We start from the raw sequence: 22,018 nt of genomic DNA, 5'->3' as shown, positions 1-22,018 counted from the left end.
AAGTTATTTTCCTGTATCAATGATGCTTTATATGTATTCCTAACCACACATTAAAATGTAGTTAGGAATACATATAAAAGAAGTTCGGAAGGAGAACAGCTCCCCTTCCTATTTCAGACCACTATCAAAATTAGGTTTCCCATCTCTTTGTTTCCCTACAAATTCCCAAATCAATTTCAATTCATCACCTTGAAAGTGGTTTTGGTTTTCTTCACTATCTACAAAAGAGAATCGCATGGTGAATTTTTCAGGTTTACTGTCGGCCGGGAATTCATCCAGTACCGCTACAGGGTTCTCTGTTAACTCAGCAAGCGTTTTTTCAGAAATCACCACTTCTTTTCCATTGGTACGGCTTAAATATTCCACACGAATGTGTTCTCCCAGATCGTCCCCATTATTTGGATCGTTGTTATCAACAACTTCATACGAAGAGTTAAGCGTAACTTCACCCATATCGACCGAACCATCATTTGTAAGTTCAATATTTCCATTTACCGTATCACCCGGAATAAAGTCTTCAATTGTAAAGATTGTTTCCTTGTTAATTCCTAAATCAAGCACCCCATTGGCAAATGTGTTTCGTGTGGGTTCAGTGTCATTAAAATAGGCATACGTTCCCCCACCTATCAGACTCAACCCCAATACTGCTGTTGCAACACTTAACATCACCCTGTTTTTGATACCCATTGAATTTCCCTCCTGTGATATCTATTTTTTGCTCTAGCTGACATGAAGAGATTTTAAGTATTTTTGGTTGAAAATTATGTATGAGGAGGAGAAATAGTCCCCTCCCTTGATGCTTATTTACGTTCGCCTTCTGTTTGATGTGCTTCGAAAGTCCATTCCAGTTCCAGTGAATCTCCTTGGAATTCGTTTTGATCTTCGTCATTATCTACAAATTCAAATTGTACATACAAATCATCAGAATCCCCTGATTCTAAACCACTTGCTTCATCTCCCCAACCTAAAAATGCCCAAATTTTATTTTCTACTGCATCAGGCATCTCACCTTGTAATTCTGCTAAAGTTGCTGAGGTAATTACATTTTCTTCAGGTTGAAGTACACCATTTTTATCATCATTTTTTAAGAAGTTTACTTGAATATGTTCACCAAAGTCCTGATTGTTGTCAGTTTTAACATCGTCTACAGAGTAATCTGTACTGATATTCACTTTTGAAATATCAAGGGAACCACCATTGTTTAATTCAAAATGACGAGTCATCGTGTCTCCTGGCTTGATATTATCTACATTAATAATTTCTGTTGGGTCAACCGACAGGTCCAAAGTACCTGCTGCAAATGAATTGTTAGTTGTCTCCGCATCACTAAAATACGCAAATGTTCCCCCAGCTACTAAAGACATCCCCAATGCTGCTGTTGCTACACCCATTCCTAATTTTTTCTTAATACCCATGTTTGTTTCCTCCTCGTATTTTTTGTTTTTTTGGATACACATCGTGTTGGATATAAAATTCTCGCTGTTATTAATATTGATAAGTCCGAATGTTTCTTTTACCGGTAACTCCCTTGCAGGTACGCTGCATTCATTACTGCCTTTTGAACCCGGATACAGCGAATATCCCGTCCTCCCTTCTTCTTATGTAAGGTATTCCTTTACACCAGAACGTTCTTTATCGATTTGTTTTTTGTTCCTTATAAAGAACGATTGATTGCAGTATAGGACATTTCTCACATATTGAAAACCTTCAAAAAACAGCATTATTTCTATATTAAGAACGAATATCTAAATTTATCTTATTATATCTCGTTATTACTTAATTTTTTATTTTTTGTATTTTATTAAGAACAATCAAACCGAGTCAAATCAATGGTTCCACTATTTTTAAGGAATATCGTAATAAACCTTTCAAATTATTATAAACTTTAATATACTATATATAGTTTAAATATGAGGAGTTTGACCCATGAAAAAATTCGCTTTTCTGCTTATTGTTGCCGGATTCGTATTTTTGGGATTTGGCGGTTACCAGCTTCTTCAAACACAAAACGCACAAAATGAAAGTCTTGCAGAGGCAAAAGCGCTGATTAACGATAAAGATATTCCTGAAAGCGGTACTTCTGCGAAAACTACGATTCCAGATGAACATAACATTCCGGAAGACTTTTCCCCCGCTACAGGAGAGACAGCGGGCATTTTGCATATTCCTAAATTGGAATCTGATTTACCTATTGTAGAAGGCACACATGAGGATGAACTGGCAAAAGGCGTTGGCCATTATAAAGGAACGGCCTATCCACAGCAGGACGAACATATTGTTTTATCTGGGCATCGTGATACTGTCTTTCGCAGAATGGGTGAGCTCGAACATGGAGATATATTAACAATTAAACTCCCATATGGAGAATTTTCCTATGAGATTATTGATACGAAAATAGTGGACGCGGAGGATCGGTCTGTTATTGTTCCAACAGATGAAGAAGTTTTGACACTTACAACCTGTTATCCTTTTTCGTATGTTGGCAGCGCACCTGACCGTTATATAATTACAGCACTTCCGGTAAGTGAAAATAATTGATAATTTCATAGACGAAAAAACGGTAATCCGCTATAATTTAGACATGATTTGATAATATTTTGCAAACTTTGTTGTTTCTTAAAGGCAACGGGTATGTAACAGAGGAGAATACGAGTGAGTTCAAGATCAGATAAAAGATATAATAAGAAAAGACGTAAATGGCCATATTGGGTCGGAGGTATTATTCTTGCTTTGATTTTACTGGTAGGAGGCTATGCCTTCTATCTCTATAATCAGCTTGGGAATACGGTTGCGACCATGCACGATCCATTAGAAAGAGACAACAATCCGGAACGGCAGGAAGAAATAAAAAAACTTTTCAGCGACAAGGATTCCATTAATATTCTATTACTTGGCGTCGACCAGCGAAGTGGTGATAGCGGTCGGTCGGATACAATGATTCTGATGTCGGCAAATCCAAATACAAATTCGATGCAGATGTTAAGCATTCCAAGGGATACTTACGTTAATATACCTGGACGTGGCATGGACAAGATTAATCATGCGTATGCGTTTGGCGGCGTTGAATTATCTGTCCAAACCGTGGAAGAGGCTTTCGATATTCCGGTACATTTCTATGCCAGAGTTAATATGGAAGGCTTCGAGCAGGGTATTGATGCAATTGGCGGTGTTACGGTCACAAATGATATGGCCTTTTCACAAGGTGGGAACACATTCCCTGAAGGACAAATACAATTAAGCGGAAGCGAGGCATTGGATTACATTCGAATGCGTAAAAATGATCCGCGTGGTGATTTGGGCCGTAATGAGCGTCAGCGTGATGTGGTTTCAGCTGCAATGGATAAAGCAGCAAGCTTCTCAAGTGTAACGAAAGTCGGTGAAATTCTTGGTATTCTAGGTGATAATGTAACAACAGATCTGGATATGGATAAGATGCAGACATTGTTCCTTGATTACCGTGGTGTGTTAGGAAATAATAAAACATTAGAATTTAGTGGAAGCGGACAAATGATTAATGGTGTATGGTATTTAGTGGCACCTGATTCTGAGTTCAATCGCATTTCCACAGAAATAAACAGTCATATGGAAGCACGATAATAGAAAAAGTCACCTGAAAATTATCAGCGTGACTTTTTCTTTACATTCTATTTTCAGGCGGCCATCGTGATATACTATATATAAAGCTATATGAATGTGGGGGTTAGTTATGAAAAAAATTGCACTATCTTTATCAATCATTCTATTCATTTTTCTCGCGGCATGTTCCGAAGAGCAGATTGAACCGGATGAACGGTTTGATACCTTTATCGAACAGTGGAAGAATGAAGAATTTGCAAACATGTATGACATGCTTTCAACAGAAGCAAAAGAGACCTATCCGACAGAAGAAATGGTTGATCGTTATACTAAAATTTATGAAGACCTGGATGTTTCCGACTTAAATATAACGTATGAGGAATTAACAGAGGAAGAATTGGAATCCGCGATGGATGAAGGTACTGCCACCTTCCCACTCCATGTCGAAATGGAAACCATCGCCGGCCCGATTACGTTCGATTATGACGCAACACTCATCCAGGAAGGCGAAGAAGACGATGAGGAAGGGATAAATTGGTATGTTCAGTGGGATCCCGGATTCATTTTTCCGGAGTTAAGGGATGGTGGAGAAATAAGTTTTCAAACGGAAGCGCCTACCCGTGGGGAAATTTATGACCGCAACCAGATGCCTTTAGCACTTAACGGAAATGTTTATGAAATTGGTATCATTCCGGAACAGATGGGAGACAGCCCCGACCAGACAACAGATGAACTGGCTGATATACTCAATATGTCTTCTGATGCGGTTGACTCGGCTATAAATGCCAGTTGGGTCCAACCAGAACATTTTGTACCAATTAAAAAAATCACGGAAGAAAAAAGAAATGAGTTAAGCGGCCTGTGGGACATTCCTGGTGTTACAGAACGTGAGGTAACTGGCCGAATCTACCCTTCTGGTGAAGCAGCGATGCATCTGGTTGGTTATTTAAAACAGGTTACCGAAGAAGACCTGGAAAATTTGGATTCCAGTCAATATGATGCGAATGACCTTATCGGAGCACGAGGATTGGAACAACTTTATGAAGAGGAATTAAAGGGCCAGGAAGGAATCAAAATTGTCGTCACAAATCAAGAGGAAGAAGTTGTATTAGCCGAACAGCCTGTGGAAAATGGCGAAACAATTACACTTACAATTGATATTAATGTACAGGAAAAAGTATATGAAGCTTATGATGGTGATGCAGGTACGGCAACGATCATGGATCCGAAATCTGGTGAAACACTGGCACTTGTCAGCAGCCCGTCATTTGATCCAAATGAAGCAATGTATGGAACGACCGCAAATTTTTGGGGTGATCTTCAGGATGATGAACAACAGCCGACACTTAACCGTTTTGCAGCAACCTATGCGCCCGGGTCCGTGATAAAACCGGTAACTTCAGCCATCGGGTTGCAAGATGGCACCATTGATCCAAATGAAGGGATTGAAATCAATGGGCTGACATGGAGTAATGGAGAAGGCTGGGGAGATTATGAAGTGAGACGGGTTTCTGAATCAGACGGTCCTGTCGATCTGAAGGATGCATTGGTACGTTCCGATAACATTTATTTTGCCATGCAGGCACTGGAAATTGGAAGTGAGGCATTTATTTCAGGACTGGAGGATTTTGGTTTTTCCGAAGAACTGCCATATGAATACCCAATCCAAAAATCAACTATCTCAGCGGATGGAACAATAGAAGATGATGTCATGCTCGCCAATACGAGCTACGGTCAGGGGCAGATTGAGATGAGTGCCCTTCATTTAGCAGCGACCTATACACCTTTGCTGAATGAAGGAAATATGATCAAACCGACCTTACTGACTTCTGAAGAAACAGGACAGATTTGGCAGGAAGACTTAATTACCGCAGATCAGGCTAATTTGATACAGGATGCTTTGCGAACAGTTGTAACGGATGGAACAGCAACACAAGCACAGGAAGCTGACTTCCCTATTTCCGGGAAAACCGGTACCGCAGAGTTGAAACTTTCTGCCGACGATGAAGACAGTGGGATTAACAGCTGGTTTGTCGCTTATCCGACAGAAGATCAGGATATGATGCTTTCCATGATGATGGAACAAACTCAGGATAAAGAAAGTGGATATCTCGTCCAAACTGCAACTGATCTATTGAATGAATTAAAATAATTGAAATGAAAAAGGAGCTTTTCCTAAAGGTAAGTGGTTCACTTATTGTGAATATTAAATAACATAATAAATAGCATGAAGTTTAACACCAATTTTAACGATTGATTTAACGAACAAAAACGCTTGGTTTGGTTTTCCAAGCGTTTTTTTATACCTAATATTTGATTGCTTAACTACAATACCAGGTCATTTAATAACTCCATCTAAGTGATGAATGACCGAACGCGGAGCAAAAGCCATCATTCGGTCACTCATCGACGGGATGAACGACCGAAAGCATAGCAAAAGCCGTTATTCGGTCACTCATCGAGATGATGAACGACCGAACACGGAGGCCCAACCTTCATTCGGTCACTCATCGACGGGATGAATGACCGAACGAGGTGCAATAGCCATCATTCGGTCACTCATCGACGGGATGAATGAGTCAAGTACCTTTTATTGTGTAAAATTCTATTTACAAGTTTACAACCACTTTATAGTATTTAGTTGAATTTGTTTTGGAAAGGAGGGGTACCCCTCCTTTCCAAAACAAATTTTCGCGCGCGATCAGGCCATGCTAGTCCCTTTTGAATATGGGTCTTTTCTTTTGCTCTTCTTCTTCATAATCCATTAATACAGCTCCAATCAGACGGAATGCTGATTGCGTATTAGGGAAGATACGTATCACTCTTTCCCTGCGTCTTACCTCTTGATTAAGTCGTTCGAGGGAATTTGTACTACGAATAAACTTTTGGTATTCTTGTGGTTCATTTAGATACTGAATGGCATCATCAAAACCATTCTCCAGGTTATCAATAACTTTATTCAGCTTAGAATTATCTTGGTAACGACTTACGAAATCATCTTTTCGTTTTCTTGCTTTCTCAGGTGTAGTTACATCAAAAATTTGTTTTAATTCTTCCTTTACATCATTCATGCTTTTCTTTGGCAGCTCATCAATAAGATTCTTCTTAAAATGAACGGTACAACGCTGCCATGAAGTTCCGATAAACACCTTCGGAATAGCTTTTTTTAGTCCGGAATGAGCATCTGAAATAACCAATTTTGGTGATTGTAAACCACGCGCGATGAGTTCACTTAAAAATTCATTCCAGGCTTCGTAGCTTTCTTCATGACTTACTTTTAAACCTAGTACTTCTCTTTTATTTCCTTCGTTAAGCCCAGTAGCAATATAAACCGCTTTAGATACCACTTTATGATGCTCACGAACTTTGATATACATAGCGTCTACGTATATATACCGATAGTATTCGGTGCCTAAAGAACGATTTGCCCATTCATTCACAATGGGATCCAGTTTCTCCGTGAGTGAGGATACAAAGGACTTAGAGACATATTCACCACACAATTGTTCCACAACATTTTTTACCTTTCGAGTGGACACACCGTTGACGACCATTTCAAGCATAGATAAAGCAAATGCCTGATCACAACGTCTATATTTTTCAAATGCAGTAGTTGAAAATTCCCCACTGCGAGTACGAGGTACATGTAACTTAACCTTTCCAATACTCAACATATAATCTCGATCATAGTAGCCATTCCGATAATCTTGACGTTCATCTGAACGTTCATAAGCACCGGCTTTTAAATACTCATCACGTTCTTTTTCCATGTACTCGTTCAAAACTAGAACAATAGTTGATTTAACAACGTTATCAATGTTCGAATTCATTAATGATTCTTTTAAAAAGTCCATATCTAGGTTAAACTGTAACTGGGTCATCATTAATTCCTCCTTGTTTTTCGTGGTTGTTAAACATTGTATCATAGGAATTAATGTGGCCCTTTTTCCTTTTTACACAATTATACGGACTTAATCGATGAATGACCGAACGCGGAGCAATAGCCGTCATTCAGTCACTCATCGGGGGGATGAACGACCGAAAGCGGAGCAATAGCCGTTATTCGGTCACTCATCGAGATGATGAACGACCGAACGCGGAGCAATAGTCGTCTTTCGGTCACTCATCGACGGGATGAACGACCGAAAGCGGAGCAATAGCCGTTATTCGGTCACTCATCGAGATGATGAACGACCGAACGAGGAGCAATAGCCGTTATTCGGTCACTCATCGACGGGATGAACGACCGAACGAGGTGCAATAGCCATCATTCGGGCACTCATCGAGGGGTTGAACGACCGAACGCATAGCAAAAGCCATCACTCGGTCACTCATCGGGGTGATGAATGACCGAACGCTGAGGAGAAACTCTTATTCGGTCAATAGATTAATCCTTCAACGCTCTTTTACAAATAGACTTCAATTTAGCAATAAAAGTAACATACTAATTGGAGCTCCCACTTACAGCTGGTTAATGATAAAATAGCATACCAATCACTATGCGATTTGGTATGCTTGTTAATTCAGTTTATCTCCATCAAAAGTGAATTACTTTTCCTAAAATCCAACTCCTTTTTTGTTTCTTATTTTTTATACTGCATATAAACGGTTTGTGTAACAAGGAAGTCTTCGACGCCATGTTTTCCGTCAGTTCCGCCTAAACCGGATTTGCGCATGCCCGCATGATATCCTTGAACCGCTTCAAAGTTCTCCCGGTTTACATACGTTTCACCGAATTTCAGTTCATTCACGACCTTCATTGCCTCATTCAAATTCTCTGTATAAACAGAGGAAGATAAGCCATATTCCGTGTCATTTCCATAATCGATGGCTTCTTCCAAGGTTTTAAATGGCACCACAGGTATGACTGGACCGAAAATCTCTTCCTGAATAATTTTACTGTCCTGTTTCACATTTTTTACGATGGTTGGTTCAAGGAAATACCCTTTATCCAGTGATGGACGATTTCCTCCTGTTACAACCTCTCCACCTGCATCTACCGCTTCCTGTAGCATGCTTTCCACTTCTTCGAGACGATCTTTGCTGATAAGCGGTCCCATCTCTGCCTCTTTATTTTCACGGGGATTGCCGATCGAAGTAGCTTCAAAAGCTGCTTTCAGTTTTTTGTTAAATTCATCAGCTACTGATTCTTGGACATAGATGCGCTCTGCGTTTGTACAAGCCTGTCCATTGTTTGCAAGTCTGGATGTTTTAATGTTCTCGACAGCTAGATCAAGGTCAGCATTTTCTGTTACGATAGCCGGGGCTTTCCCTCCTAACTCCAGATTTACTTTTGTAATACTTTGTGCGGCTGCTTCCATTACTTTTGTTCCTGCTTTGACACTGCCCGTCATGGAAATCATATCCACATCCGGATGGGAAGCTATTGCATTTCCAAGCTTGCCGCCAGTTCCAGTGATGAAATTATAAACGCCGTCCGGAATCGCTTCAAGACCATCAACCAGCTTCGTAAATTCAGCTGCCGTATTCGGAGTCTTCTGGCTTGGTTTTAACACAATGGTACATCCTGTGACCAATGCGGTAGCCACTTTTCTTGCAAGGATGAATACAGGGAAATTCCATGGCACAATTCCCCCAATCACACCGATTGGTTTTTTATATAATAAAATATTTTCGTTTGGACGGTCACTTGGAATAATTTCGCCTTCCATTCTGCGCGCCCATTCGGACATATATTGAAAATAATCGATTGCCAAATCCACTTCACCGTTAGCCAGTTCAAAATCTTTCCCCTGTTCTTCCTGAAGCAAATCAACAAATGTTTCACGGTTTTCTTCCAGTTTTTCACCCAGTTTGCGAACAATTTTTCCACGTTCGATTGCAGGCGTCTGTTCCCAGCTGCTTTGTGCTTTTTTAGCAGCTGCTACAGCTTTATTAACATCTTCCTCTGTTCCATCAAATATTTTTGAAATTACTTCTTCAGTAGCGGGGTTTATAATGTCTATTGTTTTATCATTATTGGATTTCATATAGTCCCCATTGATGTAAATCTGATGTGGTCGCATGAAATGCCCTCCTAAGATTATTAATCACTTATTTTCTTCCACGTTGGAGGGTCAGTTAAACAAGGAAGTTGTGCTTTTACAGTGTGAAAGTTCTATATTTTCATATATCCCATTAAAAAATAAAAAGCTTCTTCATCTTTTTCATCCAGTGCTTTATCAATAAGCCTTTTTATATTTTTTTGTTGTAATTCTTCAACAATCATCTCGGTCTTTTCATCTGGATATTCAACATTTGCCTCTATATTATAGTATGGTTCAATGAGGTTATATAACTGTGGTAAAAAACCTGGTACTGTGATTAGCTCCGTCATTGTCATACTTATGATGTCTTTCTTCTTTTGAAAAGCAAATAACGCATCTCTATTTTCAATCTGCTTGCTCTTCTGATTGATCTTAATTTCATTAGCAATCATCGGTGTAAAAGAAAAATTCAGTCCGTTAATGATTGCCGTTATATCTGAATCGCCAAGCATCACTTGAATATGCATGGAATCAGCTTTAATGTGACAGGAGTTTCGTAATTTCAAAGATACTTTCATATCAGCCCCTCCATTAAGGTTTAATTTAAGTTGTTCTTTTTAAAGAACATTATATAAAATATACTATAGATATGAAAGTCTTAAATTACATATTTTATTCTTAATAAAGAACAAATTGCTTTTAAATTTACTGATTTTCTTCTACTTTCGCTGTTTTTTGTTGTAAACCTGGATCTTGCCAAACCTTAGGTGTGTGGCTTCGTCCGAACTTATCCAGTAAGATTTTATATTTTATTAACTGCTAAATAATAAAGCATTTCCCGTTTTGACCAGGAAATGCTTTGGTATTTATAATAATTTAGCTAATTGATAAAATGTTACTTCATCGCGGTCATCCAGCGCTTTATCAATCAGTCTTTTAATATTTTGTTTTTCTAATTCCCGTATAAAGATAGCGCTTTCAGTTTTTTGTTTATCAGAATCAACGCTTATCTCATTCTCATAATATGGTTCAGCAATGCCATTCAATTGTACTAAGAAATCAGGAAGGGAAATTAATTCAGCAATTGTCATATAGACGATATCTTTTTCATGTTGGAATGCAAATTTCGCCTCCATGTTTTCGACTTTTTTGGTTCTTCGATTAATGCGTATCTCCTTCGCTTCGACGGGGATAAATTGATAGACCTGCTTATTAATCAGTACGGAAAAGTATTGATATGCCAGTATGACTCGCACCACATCTTCTTCGGCTTTAATATAATATGGCTTTAACATTTTTACAGTTACCACCCATTCCACCTCCCTAATTTTATGTATCTAAATTTTCAGTTAATTAATTTTACATTATTTTTACGTAAATATCAAGAGTAAATTAATAAATTATTAGAAAACTTGGCTTTCGCCGTGATTTTACGGCAAAAGCCTAAGTTGCACTTATGCAGTAAAAAGATTTTATACCTTTTTAACTACGCTCTAAATTCGGGCAGTATCCCGGAAGCGAATCTGTCTGACCAGCTTAATTAAATATATTTTCTGTAATAAAGGTTGTTATTTTTGCCAATTCTGTATCCGTAAACCTATGGGACTCTTCCAGTCTGTCTAAATGTTTTCCAGCTTGTTTCAGGTGCTGAATTCCTTTTTTCATGCGAGACTTATAGTTTGTGTGTACCTCATTGATTTTGCTGGCAAACTTTTCATCTGTACCAGGGGTAACTGTCTCTTCATACAAGTCCATTATTGAATCTTCTGCCTGAGGGGAAAACGCATGGGGATCTGTACTATCAAACATGCAGAAATCAAGCTCTCGTACAAGTACCATATCTAAGCTGTTTGGGTCAAAGCTGCAGTGGTATATCTCTGTATCAAATCCATAATCTTCACAGGCTTTAGCGACTTTTTTCATGAAGGTAGATTTACCTGTCCCTGCTCTGCCTTTGACATGGTAAACGTTGGAGATATTTTGTATGAGATGCAGAACTACATTTACGACACCATCAGAAGTATTTGTACCAAAAAGCCTATGGTAGACATGTGCAGATTGATTTTTCTTCGGTGCACCTTGCAGAAGATTTGTTATGAATTTTTTCGTAAGCTGATCCGCCTTTTCAAAATCCATTTCATCAATGTAGATCTCTTCCAGGTCATCGTGGATTTTTAATCCTTCAGCAAAGTTGGCGTGCGCATAGCCGATTTCGTTTTGATATTGACTGTTTTTTTCCATATAGTCATCCGTCAAATAAAGTTTATCTTTCAAAAATAAGCTCAGATCAAGTTCAATTGAACCGGCAAGGTCATCTGTGGCAATTTTATCATCAATAATGGCCAACGACTTCCCCCTGATAATAACACCATCCAGATATTTATTTCCTTGTGCACTTAAAAGTATTTCTGCTTGTTGATTGGATCGGTGGATTATTTTTTCTATAATGGCTGTTTTTAATGCTAATGAAGGGTGTTTTAAAATAATAACCTGCTTAAAATCTTTCACATTTGAAGGAAGAAAATTAATAAAACCTTCAGCGGTATTTCCGCTTACATAATACTTATGGTTATTCAAGGAGACACATCCTTTTTATGTTTTATTGGGCTATTATATCTTATGTATATCTTTCAAAGCAGGTGATTTATAAATATCAATATCTGAGACTGCAGTTTAAGCAGGGGGTGTGCTTTCAACATTTTTACAGTTACAATACTAGTATATGATTTAAACTAAAATAATAACACGGATATACCTCCATTTACTTTCATTGTATGCAATGACTATCAGTTCTAGTTGTGAGACGTAAAAAAACCGTCAAATCTCCCGATTAGAAATTTGACGGTTTCATCTAACTTAATTACCTGCGAGTTCTGCTCTTTCTTCTTCCGTAAACACCCGGGATCTTGATAAAAATCGTTTTCCCTCAGGTCCTTCTAATGAAAACATTCCACCACGGCCATCAACAGCGTCGATAATTAGCTGTGTATGTTTCCAATATTCGTATTGATCTTTTGCTATATAGAAAGGTGTGTCTCCGATCTCCCCAAGTAAATAATCTGCATCACCCGTACGAAATTCGTCCCTGGGATAACACATTGGGGAACTGCCGTCACAACAGCCGCCGGACTGATGAAACATCAACGGCCCGTGCGTTTCCTTGAGTGTATTGATTAAATCCAGCGCCTCATCCGTCACGGTAACACGTTCAACCATTTTCACCACCCTTTCTCTTTTCTGACATTAATAATCTATGCAAAAGGGAATACCATTAAAACAATCCTGCCGCTCCTTCACTATAACTAATTAGCAGATTTTTCGTTTGCTGATAGTGTCCAAGCATCATGAGATGGTTTTCCCGGCCAATCCCGGACTTTTTGTATCCACCAAATGCTGCATGGGCAGGATACTGGTGATAACAGTTTGTCCAGACACGGCCTGCTTGAATACCACGCCCGAAGCGATAGGCTGTATTAATATTTCTTGTCCAGATTCCAGCCCCCAGGCCATACAATGTATCATTGGCTATTTCCATTGCTTCCTCTTTATCTTTAAAAGTGGTTACAGAAAGCACAGGACCAAAAATTTCTTCCTGGAAAATGCGCATTTTGTTATCACCTTTGAAAATAGTTGGTTCAACATAATATCCACTTTCCAATTCGCCTTCCAGTTTATTGACATTTCCGCCAACAAGAACTTCGGCACCTTCCTGTTTACCGATATCGAGATATGACTGGATTTTTTCCATTTGTTCCAGAGAGGCTTGAGCTCCCATCATTGTCTCTGTATCAAGTGGATGTCCGATTTTAATTTGATTTACCCGTTCGATGACACGTTCCATAAATTTATCATAAATCGATTCATGAACAATCGCACGGGACGGACATGTACAGACCTCCCCCTGGTTCAGGGCAAACATGACAAATCCTTCTACAGCTTTATCCAGAAAGCCGTCATCCTCATCCATCACATCAGCAAAGAAAATATTCGGTGACTTACCGCCAAGTTCCAATGTAACCGGGATAATATTTTCTGAAGCATACTGCATAATCAGACGTCCCGTTGTTGTCTCCCCAGTAAATGCCACTTTGGAAATACCCGGGTTCGTTGCGAGCGGCTTCCCTGCTTCCACGCCAAATCCATTGACAATATTAAGAACACCGGCTGGCAGCAAATCCTGAATCAGTTCCAGAAGTACATGAATGGAGGCCGGTGTCTGCTCTGCCGGTTTTAAAACTACACAATTTCCTGTGGCTAACGCCGGGGCAAGTTTCCATGTAGCCATAAGTATTGGAAAGTTCCATGGAATAATCTGTCCCACTACACCAAGTGGTTCATTGAAATGATATGCTACCGTATCTTCATCAATCTGGCTTAACCCGCCTTCCTGTGCTCGAATGGCTCCGGCAAAATAACGATAATGATCGACCGCCAGCGGCAAATCAGCTGCTAATGTTTCTCTTACAGCCTTCCCATTATCCCAAGTTTCTGCAACGGCTAGCATTTCCAGATTTTCCTCGATACGATCCGCAATTTTATTTAAAATATTTGCCCGCTCGGCGACAGAAGTTTTTCCCCATCCATCTTTGGCGGCATTTGCTGCATCAACAGCTGACTGAACATCTTCTTTTGTTGATCTTGCTATCTCACAAAATACTTTTCCAGTTACCGGGCTTACGTTTTCAAAATACTTTCCATTCGCAGGTGGGCGATATTCCCCGCCAATATAGTTATCATATTTCTTTTTGAAGGTAACAAGCGAACCTTCTGTATTCGGATTTTCGTACCTCATATGATTCCTCCTCTTTTTATAATGAAATCGCTTACAATAACCGGATGAGAATCAAGTTGTAATTCTATCTTAGATTATATCAAACCGTTCAGAATAATATCAACAATTAGATACTTTGTACTGTAAAAGAAACCCTGATCCGCCATGGACCAGGGTTTCTTTTGCTGAAGCTGCCTATTAATAGTAAAAGACGCTGGATCACCAACGTCAAAATTTAAAAATATATAAAACCATGTTAATAGTTGAACGAAAAAGCTAGCTTCAGCATTTATTGATTATTTAACTTCTGGAAGCACACGTACTTCTTGTGCCATTGCTGATTGACAAAGTGGGCATTGCGGTTCCTCATCGAAACTGTATGATTCCCTCATCCATCCCTGACACTCATCACTTGTACACGCCCACACGTTTGTGTCCACTTCTGGAACAGGTTCTTTTGGTCCTCGAGAAAATGACAAAATTGCATCCCCTTTCCTGGTACACTATCCATTATACTCCTTTCTCATCAACAAAGAAAGGTCATATCGTTAGAAATTCAGCTTATCGTCAGCCCTTTAGCAGTAATTCTTCGTTGCCCTCCAGTTTTGCTTTGAATATTTTATTACCTGTCTCAAGGATGGACGTGTTCTTACAATAATATACGTGTTGTCTGCTAGTATATACTTATGCATAATCTAACGTTGCTCGATGGAATGGTGTCGAGCAAATGGACAGCAACACTGCTGTCCCCGCCTGATTCGAAAAAACAGCCCCCTCCATGATTAGAGTGGGGCTGTTTTTCTCCTTCACCGTGCGAATCGCTCGATTGCTTTGGCGACACCGTCATTATTATTCGTGTCGGTCACAAAATCAGCAACGTTTTTTATTGCTTCCTGGGCATTCCCCATCGCAACGCCAACGCCTGCTTCCTGAATCATTTTAATATCATTCAGACTGTCACCGACAGCGAGCACATTATCCATCGTAACTCCGATTTCCTTACATACAAATTTCAATGCTGCTGCTTTACTGACACCTGCTGGATTGACTTCCACATTTGTCGGCAGTGAGTTGGTCATTTCCAGGCCTTCAAAATAGGAAAGCTCTTTTACCATCTTATCAAGCTTTGTTTTATCAAAGGAATTACAACCAAACTTCAACCATTTATAGTCCTGGAAATTATCCGGTCTTTCTTCCCTGAAGACACCTGAGGTGGAAATCATCCACATCTCCAGACCGATTTCCTTTCCCAACCTCCACATCTTTTCAATTTTTTCGGTTTCAAGTAAATGCTGCTGCAACAATTTCTTATCAACCGTCCAAATTTCCCCACCATTCGCCGTAACGAGGTAGGATGTAAGTTTTAGGCTTTCAGCGTACGGATAGCAGGTCTTCAACCCTCTCCCTGTGCTCAATACAACATGAATATCATTTTCCAGTGCGGTTGTAATTGCTTGTTGTGTGGACTCGGATACTACATGCTCATCGTTTAATAATGTGCCATCCATATCCAATGCAATAATTTTAATCGCTTTTTTCGTCATAACTTTTCCTCCCTATGAGTCAGGCATTTATTTTTTCAGCTTTACATACATTCAATCGCGATTTTCACAGCACGAAGCAGGTCACCTTCAGACCAGCTTGGCATATTCTTTTCGACAGCCAATGCATGGGATGCTGGAATATGTATGAATCCCGACTTTCCTTTAAGATTATTTTCTTTAAAATAATGTAACCCATGGTACATAACATTATTGCAAAGATATGCCCCGGCTGTATTGGAAATCCTTGCAGGAAGGCCTGCCTCATTTAATTTTGCTGCCATTTCCTGGATAGGTAACTGTGAAAAATAACCATCCGGCCCTTCAAGGAATATTTTCTCCCCATCTGGTTTATATCCATTATTATCCATCGGGCCATCATTACAATTAATCGCTATCCTCTCCGGTGTAATGCAATTTCTTCCTGCTGCCAAACCAAGTGATACTACGGCATCCGGTTGGTGTTTCTCGACCATTTCAATTAACTGTTGACCGGATTGATAAAAGTCCACGGCTAAAATTTCTCCTATAATTTCATAGTTATTTACTACTTCTCGGTTTAGTATCTTAACAATCTCAGTCGTTGGATTAATAGGAAATTCCAAAAATGGCTCGAAACCTGTAAGTAGCAATTTTTTCAAGAGCGACCACCTTCTTATAAGTAATTTCTGAACATCGCCAGTTTATACAGGAATTTTTGCCTTTTAATAATGCGGTCCTGGGCTTCTTCTACCGTAATCGGATAGAATTTCATTTCGCCCTTTGGTACGAGTTGGGATATTTTTGGCAGATCCGTTGAAATAACCGTACCGATCCTTGGGTATCCACCAGTCGTTTGCCTGTCAGCCATTAGAATGATTGGCTGTCCGTTTTGCGGTACTTGAATACCTCCAAAAGGAACAGCATCGGACCAGATAGCCGGGTTTTCCTTGCGTGTAATTTTTTCCGACATCAGCCGGTATCCCATCCGGTTGGAATTTGCATCCACTGTATGTGTCGTATTGAAAAAATTCCTACGACCTTCTTCTGTAAAAGCATCTGTATGAGGTCCCTCAATCACGGCTACATCGATTGCTTTTTCATAGGTGGGAATAAGCTGCTTTGTCAGGCCAATCCCTTGTCTAATTTTCGTTGGAAAGCCTTTAATTGCTGAAGTATCATCAAGCTGTTGGCCAAAACCGCTTTTCATATCAGTTGATTGACTGCTAAATACAGCCGGCACATCAAAGCCACCAGCAACAGCAATATACGCTCGAACCCCCGAATGATGCTTGCCAAATGTCAGCTTATCGCCTTTATTCATCCTGACCGTTGCCCACATTGGAATGACAGAATTATTAATTTTAGGTTCAAGGTCTGCCCCGGTAATAACGATAGTTACCGGGGTACATGCTTTTAGCTCCGGACCGACAAGGGTAACCTCAAGAGCTGCTGTATCATGGGGGTTTTTGGCAAGGATATTCGCTATTTGAAGTGCGAATCTGTCCATCGCACCGGAAACTGGCACCCCATAACGCTGATAGCCTGTGCGGCCCAAATCCTGAAAAGTTGTGAGCACCCCAGGTTTGATGACATTGAATATTTGTTGACTTTGCATGGGTTCAGCTCCTTCATTATTTCCTATACTTGAATGGGGGTGTTTTCTTCTATCCCTGATTAACCTGTACGATATCCAAACCATCCTCTTCAAGAGCGGTGCGCAGCTTTTCCACGAAGCTCACAGCATGTGGCCCATCACCATGGACACAAACGGTATCTGCTTCCATTGCTATAAGCTCTCCATTGATAGCTTCCACCTTACCAGCACGCACCATTCGTTTAACCTGTTTAACAGCAACAGCTACATCCTCAATCAACGCATGCTTCTCTTTTCTTGATGTCAGGCTCCCGTCTGGCTGATAAGTACGGTCTGCGAACACTTCCGATGCAACACGAAGTCCGATATCTCGACCCGATTTTACCAGTTCACTACCTGCCAGTCCAAAAAGGATCAGCTCCTCGTCCAGGTCATAAACCGCACGAGCGATTGCATCTGCTGTATGGCGGTCATGAGCTGCGAGGTTATATAAAGCGCCATGTGGCTTAACATGCTGCATTTTAACATCATGAATGGTACAAAAAGCTTGCAGTCCCCCAATTTGCTGGACGACCAACCGGTAAATTTCCTCAGGAGAAAATTCAATCATTCGTCTACCAAATCCAGCGATATCCGGAAATCCGGGATGTGCTCCTACTGCCACATCATATTTTTTAGCCAGCCGAACGGTCTTATCCATCACGTTCGGGTCCCCTGCATGGGAGCCACATGCGATATTTGCTGATGTAATATGCTCAAGCAAGCGCTCATCCGCACCAAACGTATAAGCTCCAAAACTCTCCCCCATGTCACTATTAAGATCAATCCGCTTCGCCACTTTTTATCCCTCTCTTCTATATAGAACTTCACATTCTCCACTTTTTTTACCTGTTATTCTATCTATTCAAATTTACTTTCCACATTTTTAATGTACACATTAAATAATCATATCATATTTTTCAGTAAAACTTCGAGAAACTACAGGCATATCCTGCCAAGCTTAAGTAAGAAGTCACAATGGTGTTTTTTGTTCATGAAGGAGTTCACAACTTTTTGAGTTCGAGGGAAGAGCCGCTCGCTCTTCCCTTCATCTATTACTCTCTTTTTCTTTTTCTTATTAAACTGGACATGACTTGAGTGAAAACAAGATAGGCAACAGGCAGGATGGCTACAAAGATAACCAGCCCCTCCCATCCAGTGAGCCCCCATACCGGAGCCAATGCAGAACTTCCAAGCGATACACCAATATAATACGCAACCAGATATAGGCTTGCAGCACTCCCTTTATGATGTGTCACCTGTTCACTGACTGAAGTAGCTGTCAGTGAATGTGCTGTGAAAAATCCTAAGCAGGCAACACATAGTCCAATCACAATGAACGTTAACGACGGGCTTAATGTCAAAAATATACCTAGCGTTAAAACGAGAAGACCTGCGACCCGTACAGGTTTCAGTCCAAATTTCCCAGCAAGCCAACCTGCAACCGGTGAGCCAATTACTCCAAGCCCATACGCAAAAAATGTATAGGAGATGGCTTCCAGAGATAAGGAAAAAGGCTCTCCCTGTAAGTGAAACGGTAAGTAAGTCCACATTCCAGTAAAGGAATATTGCAATACAATTCCAATCCCGAATACAAGTAACAAAGAAGGATTTTTCAAATGGAACAGAAATCCTTCCAAATCTTTTCGAAGCGTCAAGTTTCCAGACTCGAAAAAGCGTGAATTCGGAAGCAGAAAAAATACTGCGCCTGCTATAAAAACACCAGAGATTGCCAAAATAATAAATGCCATCTCCCATGAATAATTATCTGTAACATAACCGGTGAAAACCCGTCCAACCATGCCGCCAAGAGCGTTACTTGATATATAGAGTACCGTAGCAACAGCCATACTCCTACGTTCAATTTCCTCACTTATGTAAGCCAGGGCAGCAGCAGGTAATCCTGCAAGCGCAATTCCCTGTAAAAACCTTAATCCAATAATGACAAAAAAGGAATCGATAAATGGCATTATCAGGAAAGGAAGGGCTGATCCCAGTAAGGAAAGATGGATAAACACTGTCCTGCCTACACGGTCAGATGAAATTCCGAGCACAAGCAATCCAATAATCAGTCCCACAATCGACAACGACAAAGTCAAACTTGATTCAGAAACCGACACGCCAAATACTTCGACAAAAACAGGGAGAAGCGGTTGTACAGCATACATAGACGCAAAAACAAAAAAAGACGCAAGTGCCAAACTTACTGTGATTTTCCAGAAATTAATATCTCTTAAGGTATATGGTCGATGCTGCATATATTCACTTCCATTGATGTGCATACACTGCTACATCATATTTTTAAAATTCGGTTTGTCTTGTCCTTTACACATTCGGTTTCCTAGTATGAGAGTAATCCCTCTCTTCCACCCGAACATCATAGACGCCGTTTTTTATCTGCTCTTCCACCTTTTCAAACTCATACTCGGAAACACTGTAAAATCGAACCCGATCACCAGCCTGAAGTAAAAAAGCATTATTTTCTCTATGACGGTCAAATAATTGAAGCGGCGTTTTACCGATTATATTCCACCCGCCTGGAGAGTCAACCGGATAAACGCCTGTCTGCATGTCTGCTATACCAACAGCACCGGCAAATGTCCTTGTACGCGGCTCCTCCAATCGTGGCGCAGCAATGCTTTTATCAAGTCCACCAAGATACGGAAAACCCGGAAGAAATCCAATCATATATATGAGGTAATCAGGCTGTTGATGAATCTTAATTACTTCCTCCACTGTCAGGTGGTTATATTCAGCCACCCGTATTAAATCAGGACCGTACTCCCCGGCGTACAAAACAGGGACATGAATAAGACGTGAAGGGTTTAACTTCTCAGATACGTGGACATGATGTAACCCGTGAATTTCCTTTGAAATATCTTTATATAAAATTTGTTGTGGCTCATAATAAATTGTTACCGAATCGAATGCAGGCACCCATTCGACTATCCCTTTGATGTCCGCTATTTCCAAATTCCCACAGAACCTCCGGACCTCCGCGTTTAACTCAGGTGACACTTCTTTGGAAAAAACCACTTTCACTGCGGAATCACCCACTGCATGAATCGTAAAATCCACAGACATTCACCTCCGATAAAGTTATGAAAATAGTCTTTCATATTCAAAATTTGTTTGAAGCAGCTCATTTGTTTACTAATTTTCACTCAATACATACGTGTTCCTGCCAGCACCCATACCAAAGCTCATGACAGTAAGCACAACACCTGTCAACACTACTAAGGGGATTGTCCAGGCATGGGTGATATCAAATAAATACCCAATGAACATCGGTCCAACTGCAGCTAATACGTATCCGAGTGACTGTGCCATTCCTGACAGTTCTGCAGCCTGCCTTGCATTTCGCGCCCGCATACTTAAAAAAGCCAATGCTAAGGCAAAGTTACCGCTTAATGACAGGCCAATCAATATCACACTTATAACCATAACTGCATATGAGTCCCCAAGAATCAGGCCACCATACCCACTGAATGCTGATACCCCCAAAACTAATACGATTCCACGTTGAGATTTAAATCGGCCAGCAAGTACAGGTACGAAAAAACTGGCGGGCAATCCAATAAATTGCATAAATGATAACATCCATCCAGCTGTTGCCATACTCACACCGTAATTATGTAAAATTTCCGGCAGCCAGGAGATCGTCACATAAAACAAAAAGGATTGCAGCCCCATAAACCCTGCCACCTGCCAGGCAAGCGAAGATTTCCACATTCGGTTGTCTGCAATGTTAACGGCTTTAATTTTAACAGCCTCATTTGCTTTATTCTTTTTCACAATATAAAACCAAATAATAATCCCTAGCAATGCGGGGGTTGTCCATACGAGTAAAGCTATCTGCCAGCCCAAATTCATACCAGATGCTATCGGAATACTCAATCCGGAAGCTGTCGCAGCAAATATTCCCATAGCAGTCGAATAAAGACTCGTCATAAGTGCGACCTTCGTTGGGAATTTCTCCTTCACTACACTTGGTAGAAGTACGTTACATATCGCAATTCCCAGCCCGATAAACAATGTACCGAGAAAGAGAAATAGTATGAATGATACAGAGCGCATGCTGATCCCAATAATAAGTAAAATTAATCCTAAAAGTATCGTCCGCTCATTTGTAAAACGGTTACTGAGTTTCGGTGCAACCGGTGACATTATAGCAAATGCAATAAGTGGCAAACTCGTTAATATTCCAACACTCCAATTGGACAAACCAATATCATCCCGAATGATTCCGATAAGCGGACCTACCGAGGTAATGGACGGCCGTAGATTAAACGCAACGACAATGATTCCAGCAATTAATAAAAAGCGGTATACTTTTTTTGCCGATTTTTCTTCTATTGTATCTGTACCCATGTTGTACCTCCAAAATTCTGCTAACTATAAATATAGCATAGTCATTGTACATAAGAAAAAGATAGTTTTCCAGGTAATGATGTAGCAATCATATATTTTTCAATAAGCGATAGGTTTAGGGCTGCAGGCCACAGATCATCCAACCCTTGTCAAAAAT

General features: G+C 40.2%; 20 protein-coding genes. 3 read left to right on the top strand and 17 right to left on the bottom strand.

What is annotated here, in order from left to right:
* Nucleotides 1-108: 108 nt before the first annotated feature.
* Nucleotides 109-687 carry a TasA family protein gene (locus ACZ427_RS04820; protein ID WP_461178368.1) on the bottom strand — a complete coding sequence of 193 codons (579 nt, stop codon included), beginning with the start codon at nucleotides 685-687 and terminating at the stop codon, nucleotides 109-111.
* Between the two features lie 113 nt (nucleotides 688-800).
* Complete coding sequence (locus tag ACZ427_RS04815; protein WP_461178367.1) at nucleotides 801-1,415, bottom strand: TasA family protein; 615 nt, start codon at nucleotides 1,413-1,415, stop codon at nucleotides 801-803.
* Nucleotides 1,416-1,926: 511 nt separating this feature from the next.
* On the opposite strand from ACZ427_RS04815, the gene ACZ427_RS04810 reads away from it, so the two are divergent.
* The 3 genes from ACZ427_RS04810 to ACZ427_RS04800 all read left to right on the top strand — a co-directional run bounded on the left by ACZ427_RS04810 (nucleotide 1,927) and on the right by ACZ427_RS04800 (nucleotide 5,728).
* Nucleotides 1,927-2,538 (top strand): class D sortase, encoded by a 612-nt coding sequence (locus ACZ427_RS04810; RefSeq protein ID WP_461178366.1) that lies wholly within the window; start codon nucleotides 1,927-1,929, stop codon nucleotides 2,536-2,538.
* Nucleotides 2,539-2,652: 114 nt separating this feature from the next.
* A complete protein-coding gene (locus ACZ427_RS04805; RefSeq protein ID WP_461178365.1) occupies nucleotides 2,653-3,597 on the top strand; it encodes an LCP family glycopolymer transferase in 945 nt (314 codons plus the stop codon).
* Between the two features lie 109 nt (nucleotides 3,598-3,706).
* A complete protein-coding gene (locus ACZ427_RS04800; RefSeq protein ID WP_461178364.1) occupies nucleotides 3,707-5,728 on the top strand; it encodes a penicillin-binding transpeptidase domain-containing protein in 2,022 nt (673 codons plus the stop codon).
* 559 nt (nucleotides 5,729-6,287) lie between these two features.
* Here ACZ427_RS04800 and ACZ427_RS04795 read toward each other — a convergent pair.
* The 15 genes from ACZ427_RS04795 to ACZ427_RS04725 form a co-directional block, all read right to left on the bottom strand.
* Complete coding sequence (locus tag ACZ427_RS04795) at nucleotides 6,288-7,457, bottom strand: IS256 family transposase (RefSeq protein WP_461180031.1); 1,170 nt, start codon at nucleotides 7,455-7,457, stop codon at nucleotides 6,288-6,290.
* A 702-nt stretch (nucleotides 7,458-8,159) separates the two neighbouring features.
* Nucleotides 8,160-9,602 carry an aldehyde dehydrogenase gene (aldA, locus tag ACZ427_RS04790; protein WP_461179850.1) on the bottom strand — a complete coding sequence of 481 codons (1,443 nt, stop codon included), beginning with the start codon at nucleotides 9,600-9,602 and terminating at the stop codon, nucleotides 8,160-8,162.
* A gap of 92 nt (nucleotides 9,603-9,694) precedes the next feature.
* Nucleotides 9,695-10,141, bottom strand: a complete 447-nt coding sequence (locus ACZ427_RS04785; RefSeq protein WP_461179851.1) for an IDEAL domain-containing protein — start codon at nucleotides 10,139-10,141, stop codon at nucleotides 9,695-9,697.
* A 288-nt stretch (nucleotides 10,142-10,429) separates the two neighbouring features.
* A complete protein-coding gene (locus tag ACZ427_RS04780; protein WP_461179852.1) occupies nucleotides 10,430-10,873 on the bottom strand; it encodes an IDEAL domain-containing protein in 444 nt (147 codons plus the stop codon).
* A 226-nt stretch (nucleotides 10,874-11,099) separates the two neighbouring features.
* Nucleotides 11,100-12,140, bottom strand: a complete 1,041-nt coding sequence (locus ACZ427_RS04775; protein ID WP_461179853.1) for a hypothetical protein — start codon at nucleotides 12,138-12,140, stop codon at nucleotides 11,100-11,102.
* A 279-nt stretch (nucleotides 12,141-12,419) separates the two neighbouring features.
* Complete coding sequence (locus tag ACZ427_RS04770) at nucleotides 12,420-12,779, bottom strand: DUF779 domain-containing protein (RefSeq protein WP_461179854.1); 360 nt, start codon at nucleotides 12,777-12,779, stop codon at nucleotides 12,420-12,422.
* A gap of 55 nt (nucleotides 12,780-12,834) precedes the next feature.
* The gene (gene exaC, locus ACZ427_RS04765) at nucleotides 12,835-14,355 is read right to left on the bottom strand and encodes an acetaldehyde dehydrogenase ExaC (protein ID WP_461179855.1); all 1,521 of its coding nucleotides are present in this window, start codon (nucleotides 14,353-14,355) and stop codon (nucleotides 12,835-12,837) included.
* A 275-nt stretch (nucleotides 14,356-14,630) separates the two neighbouring features.
* The gene (locus ACZ427_RS04760) at nucleotides 14,631-14,813 is read right to left on the bottom strand and encodes a cold-shock protein (protein WP_461179856.1); all 183 of its coding nucleotides are present in this window, start codon (nucleotides 14,811-14,813) and stop codon (nucleotides 14,631-14,633) included.
* Between the two features lie 327 nt (nucleotides 14,814-15,140).
* Entirely contained in the window at nucleotides 15,141-15,878 is a 738-nt protein-coding gene (locus ACZ427_RS04755; RefSeq protein ID WP_461179857.1) for a Cof-type HAD-IIB family hydrolase, read from the bottom strand.
* A gap of 41 nt (nucleotides 15,879-15,919) precedes the next feature.
* A complete protein-coding gene (locus ACZ427_RS04750; RefSeq protein WP_461179858.1) occupies nucleotides 15,920-16,516 on the bottom strand; it encodes a pyroglutamyl-peptidase I in 597 nt (198 codons plus the stop codon).
* Nucleotides 16,517-16,530: 14 nt separating this feature from the next.
* Nucleotides 16,531-17,472, bottom strand: coding sequence for a 5-oxoprolinase subunit C family protein (locus ACZ427_RS04745; protein ID WP_461179859.1), 942 nt, complete (start codon nucleotides 17,470-17,472; stop codon nucleotides 16,531-16,533).
* Between the two features lie 49 nt (nucleotides 17,473-17,521).
* The gene (locus ACZ427_RS04740; RefSeq protein ID WP_464883574.1) at nucleotides 17,522-18,259 is read right to left on the bottom strand and encodes a LamB/YcsF family protein; all 738 of its coding nucleotides are present in this window, start codon (nucleotides 18,257-18,259) and stop codon (nucleotides 17,522-17,524) included.
* A 286-nt stretch (nucleotides 18,260-18,545) separates the two neighbouring features.
* A complete protein-coding gene (locus tag ACZ427_RS04735) occupies nucleotides 18,546-19,772 on the bottom strand; it encodes an MFS transporter (RefSeq protein WP_464883535.1) in 1,227 nt (408 codons plus the stop codon).
* A 43-nt stretch (nucleotides 19,773-19,815) separates the two neighbouring features.
* Nucleotides 19,816-20,574: a 5-oxoprolinase subunit PxpB gene (gene pxpB / locus ACZ427_RS04730; RefSeq protein ID WP_461179862.1), complete on the bottom strand. Its 759-nt coding sequence runs from the start codon at nucleotides 20,572-20,574 to the stop codon at nucleotides 19,816-19,818.
* Between the two features lie 69 nt (nucleotides 20,575-20,643).
* Nucleotides 20,644-21,861, bottom strand: coding sequence for a CynX/NimT family MFS transporter (locus tag ACZ427_RS04725; protein WP_461179863.1), 1,218 nt, complete (start codon nucleotides 21,859-21,861; stop codon nucleotides 20,644-20,646).
* Between the last annotated feature and the right edge of the window lie 157 nt (nucleotides 21,862-22,018).

Source organism: Virgibacillus ainsalahensis, from assembly GCF_055380755.1.
This window is presented reverse-complemented; position numbering and strand designations above follow the sequence as displayed.

Bases quoted from the DNA above. Each gene is read 5' to 3' on its own strand.
- ACZ427_RS04820 (WP_461178368.1), bottom strand. From the start codon at position 687: ATGGGTATCAAAAACAGGGTGATGTTAAGTGTTGCAACAGCAGTATTG.
- ACZ427_RS04815 (WP_461178367.1), bottom strand. From the start codon at position 1,415: ATGGGTATTAAGAAAAAATTAGGAATGGGTGTAGCAACAGCAGCATTG.
- ACZ427_RS04810 (WP_461178366.1), top strand. From the start codon at position 1,927: ATGAAAAAATTCGCTTTTCTGCTTATTGTTGCCGGATTCGTATTTTTG.
- ACZ427_RS04800 (WP_461178364.1), top strand. From the start codon at position 3,707: ATGAAAAAAATTGCACTATCTTTATCAATCATTCTATTCATTTTTCTC.
- ACZ427_RS04795 (WP_461180031.1), bottom strand. From the start codon at position 7,457: ATGACCCAGTTACAGTTTAACCTAGATATGGACTTTTTAAAAGAATCA.
- aldA (WP_461179850.1), bottom strand. From the start codon at position 9,602: ATGCGACCACATCAGATTTACATCAATGGGGACTATATGAAATCCAAT.
- ACZ427_RS04785 (WP_461179851.1), bottom strand. From the start codon at position 10,141: ATGAAAGTATCTTTGAAATTACGAAACTCCTGTCACATTAAAGCTGAT.
- ACZ427_RS04770 (WP_461179854.1), bottom strand. From the start codon at position 12,779: ATGGTTGAACGTGTTACCGTGACGGATGAGGCGCTGGATTTAATCAAT.
- exaC (WP_461179855.1), bottom strand. From the start codon at position 14,355: ATGAGGTACGAAAATCCGAATACAGAAGGTTCGCTTGTTACCTTCAAA.
- ACZ427_RS04755 (WP_461179857.1), bottom strand. From the start codon at position 15,878: ATGACGAAAAAAGCGATTAAAATTATTGCATTGGATATGGATGGCACA.
- ACZ427_RS04745 (WP_461179859.1), bottom strand. From the start codon at position 17,472: ATGCAAAGTCAACAAATATTCAATGTCATCAAACCTGGGGTGCTCACA.
- ACZ427_RS04740 (WP_464883574.1), bottom strand. From the start codon at position 18,259: ATGGGGGAGAGTTTTGGAGCTTATACGTTTGGTGCGGATGAGCGCTTG.
- ACZ427_RS04735 (WP_464883535.1), bottom strand. From the start codon at position 19,772: ATGCACATCAATGGAAGTGAATATATGCAGCATCGACCATATACCTTA.
- pxpB (WP_461179862.1), bottom strand. From the start codon at position 20,574: ATGTCTGTGGATTTTACGATTCATGCAGTGGGTGATTCCGCAGTGAAA.
- ACZ427_RS04725 (WP_461179863.1), bottom strand. From the start codon at position 21,861: ATGGGTACAGATACAATAGAAGAAAAATCGGCAAAAAAAGTATACCGC.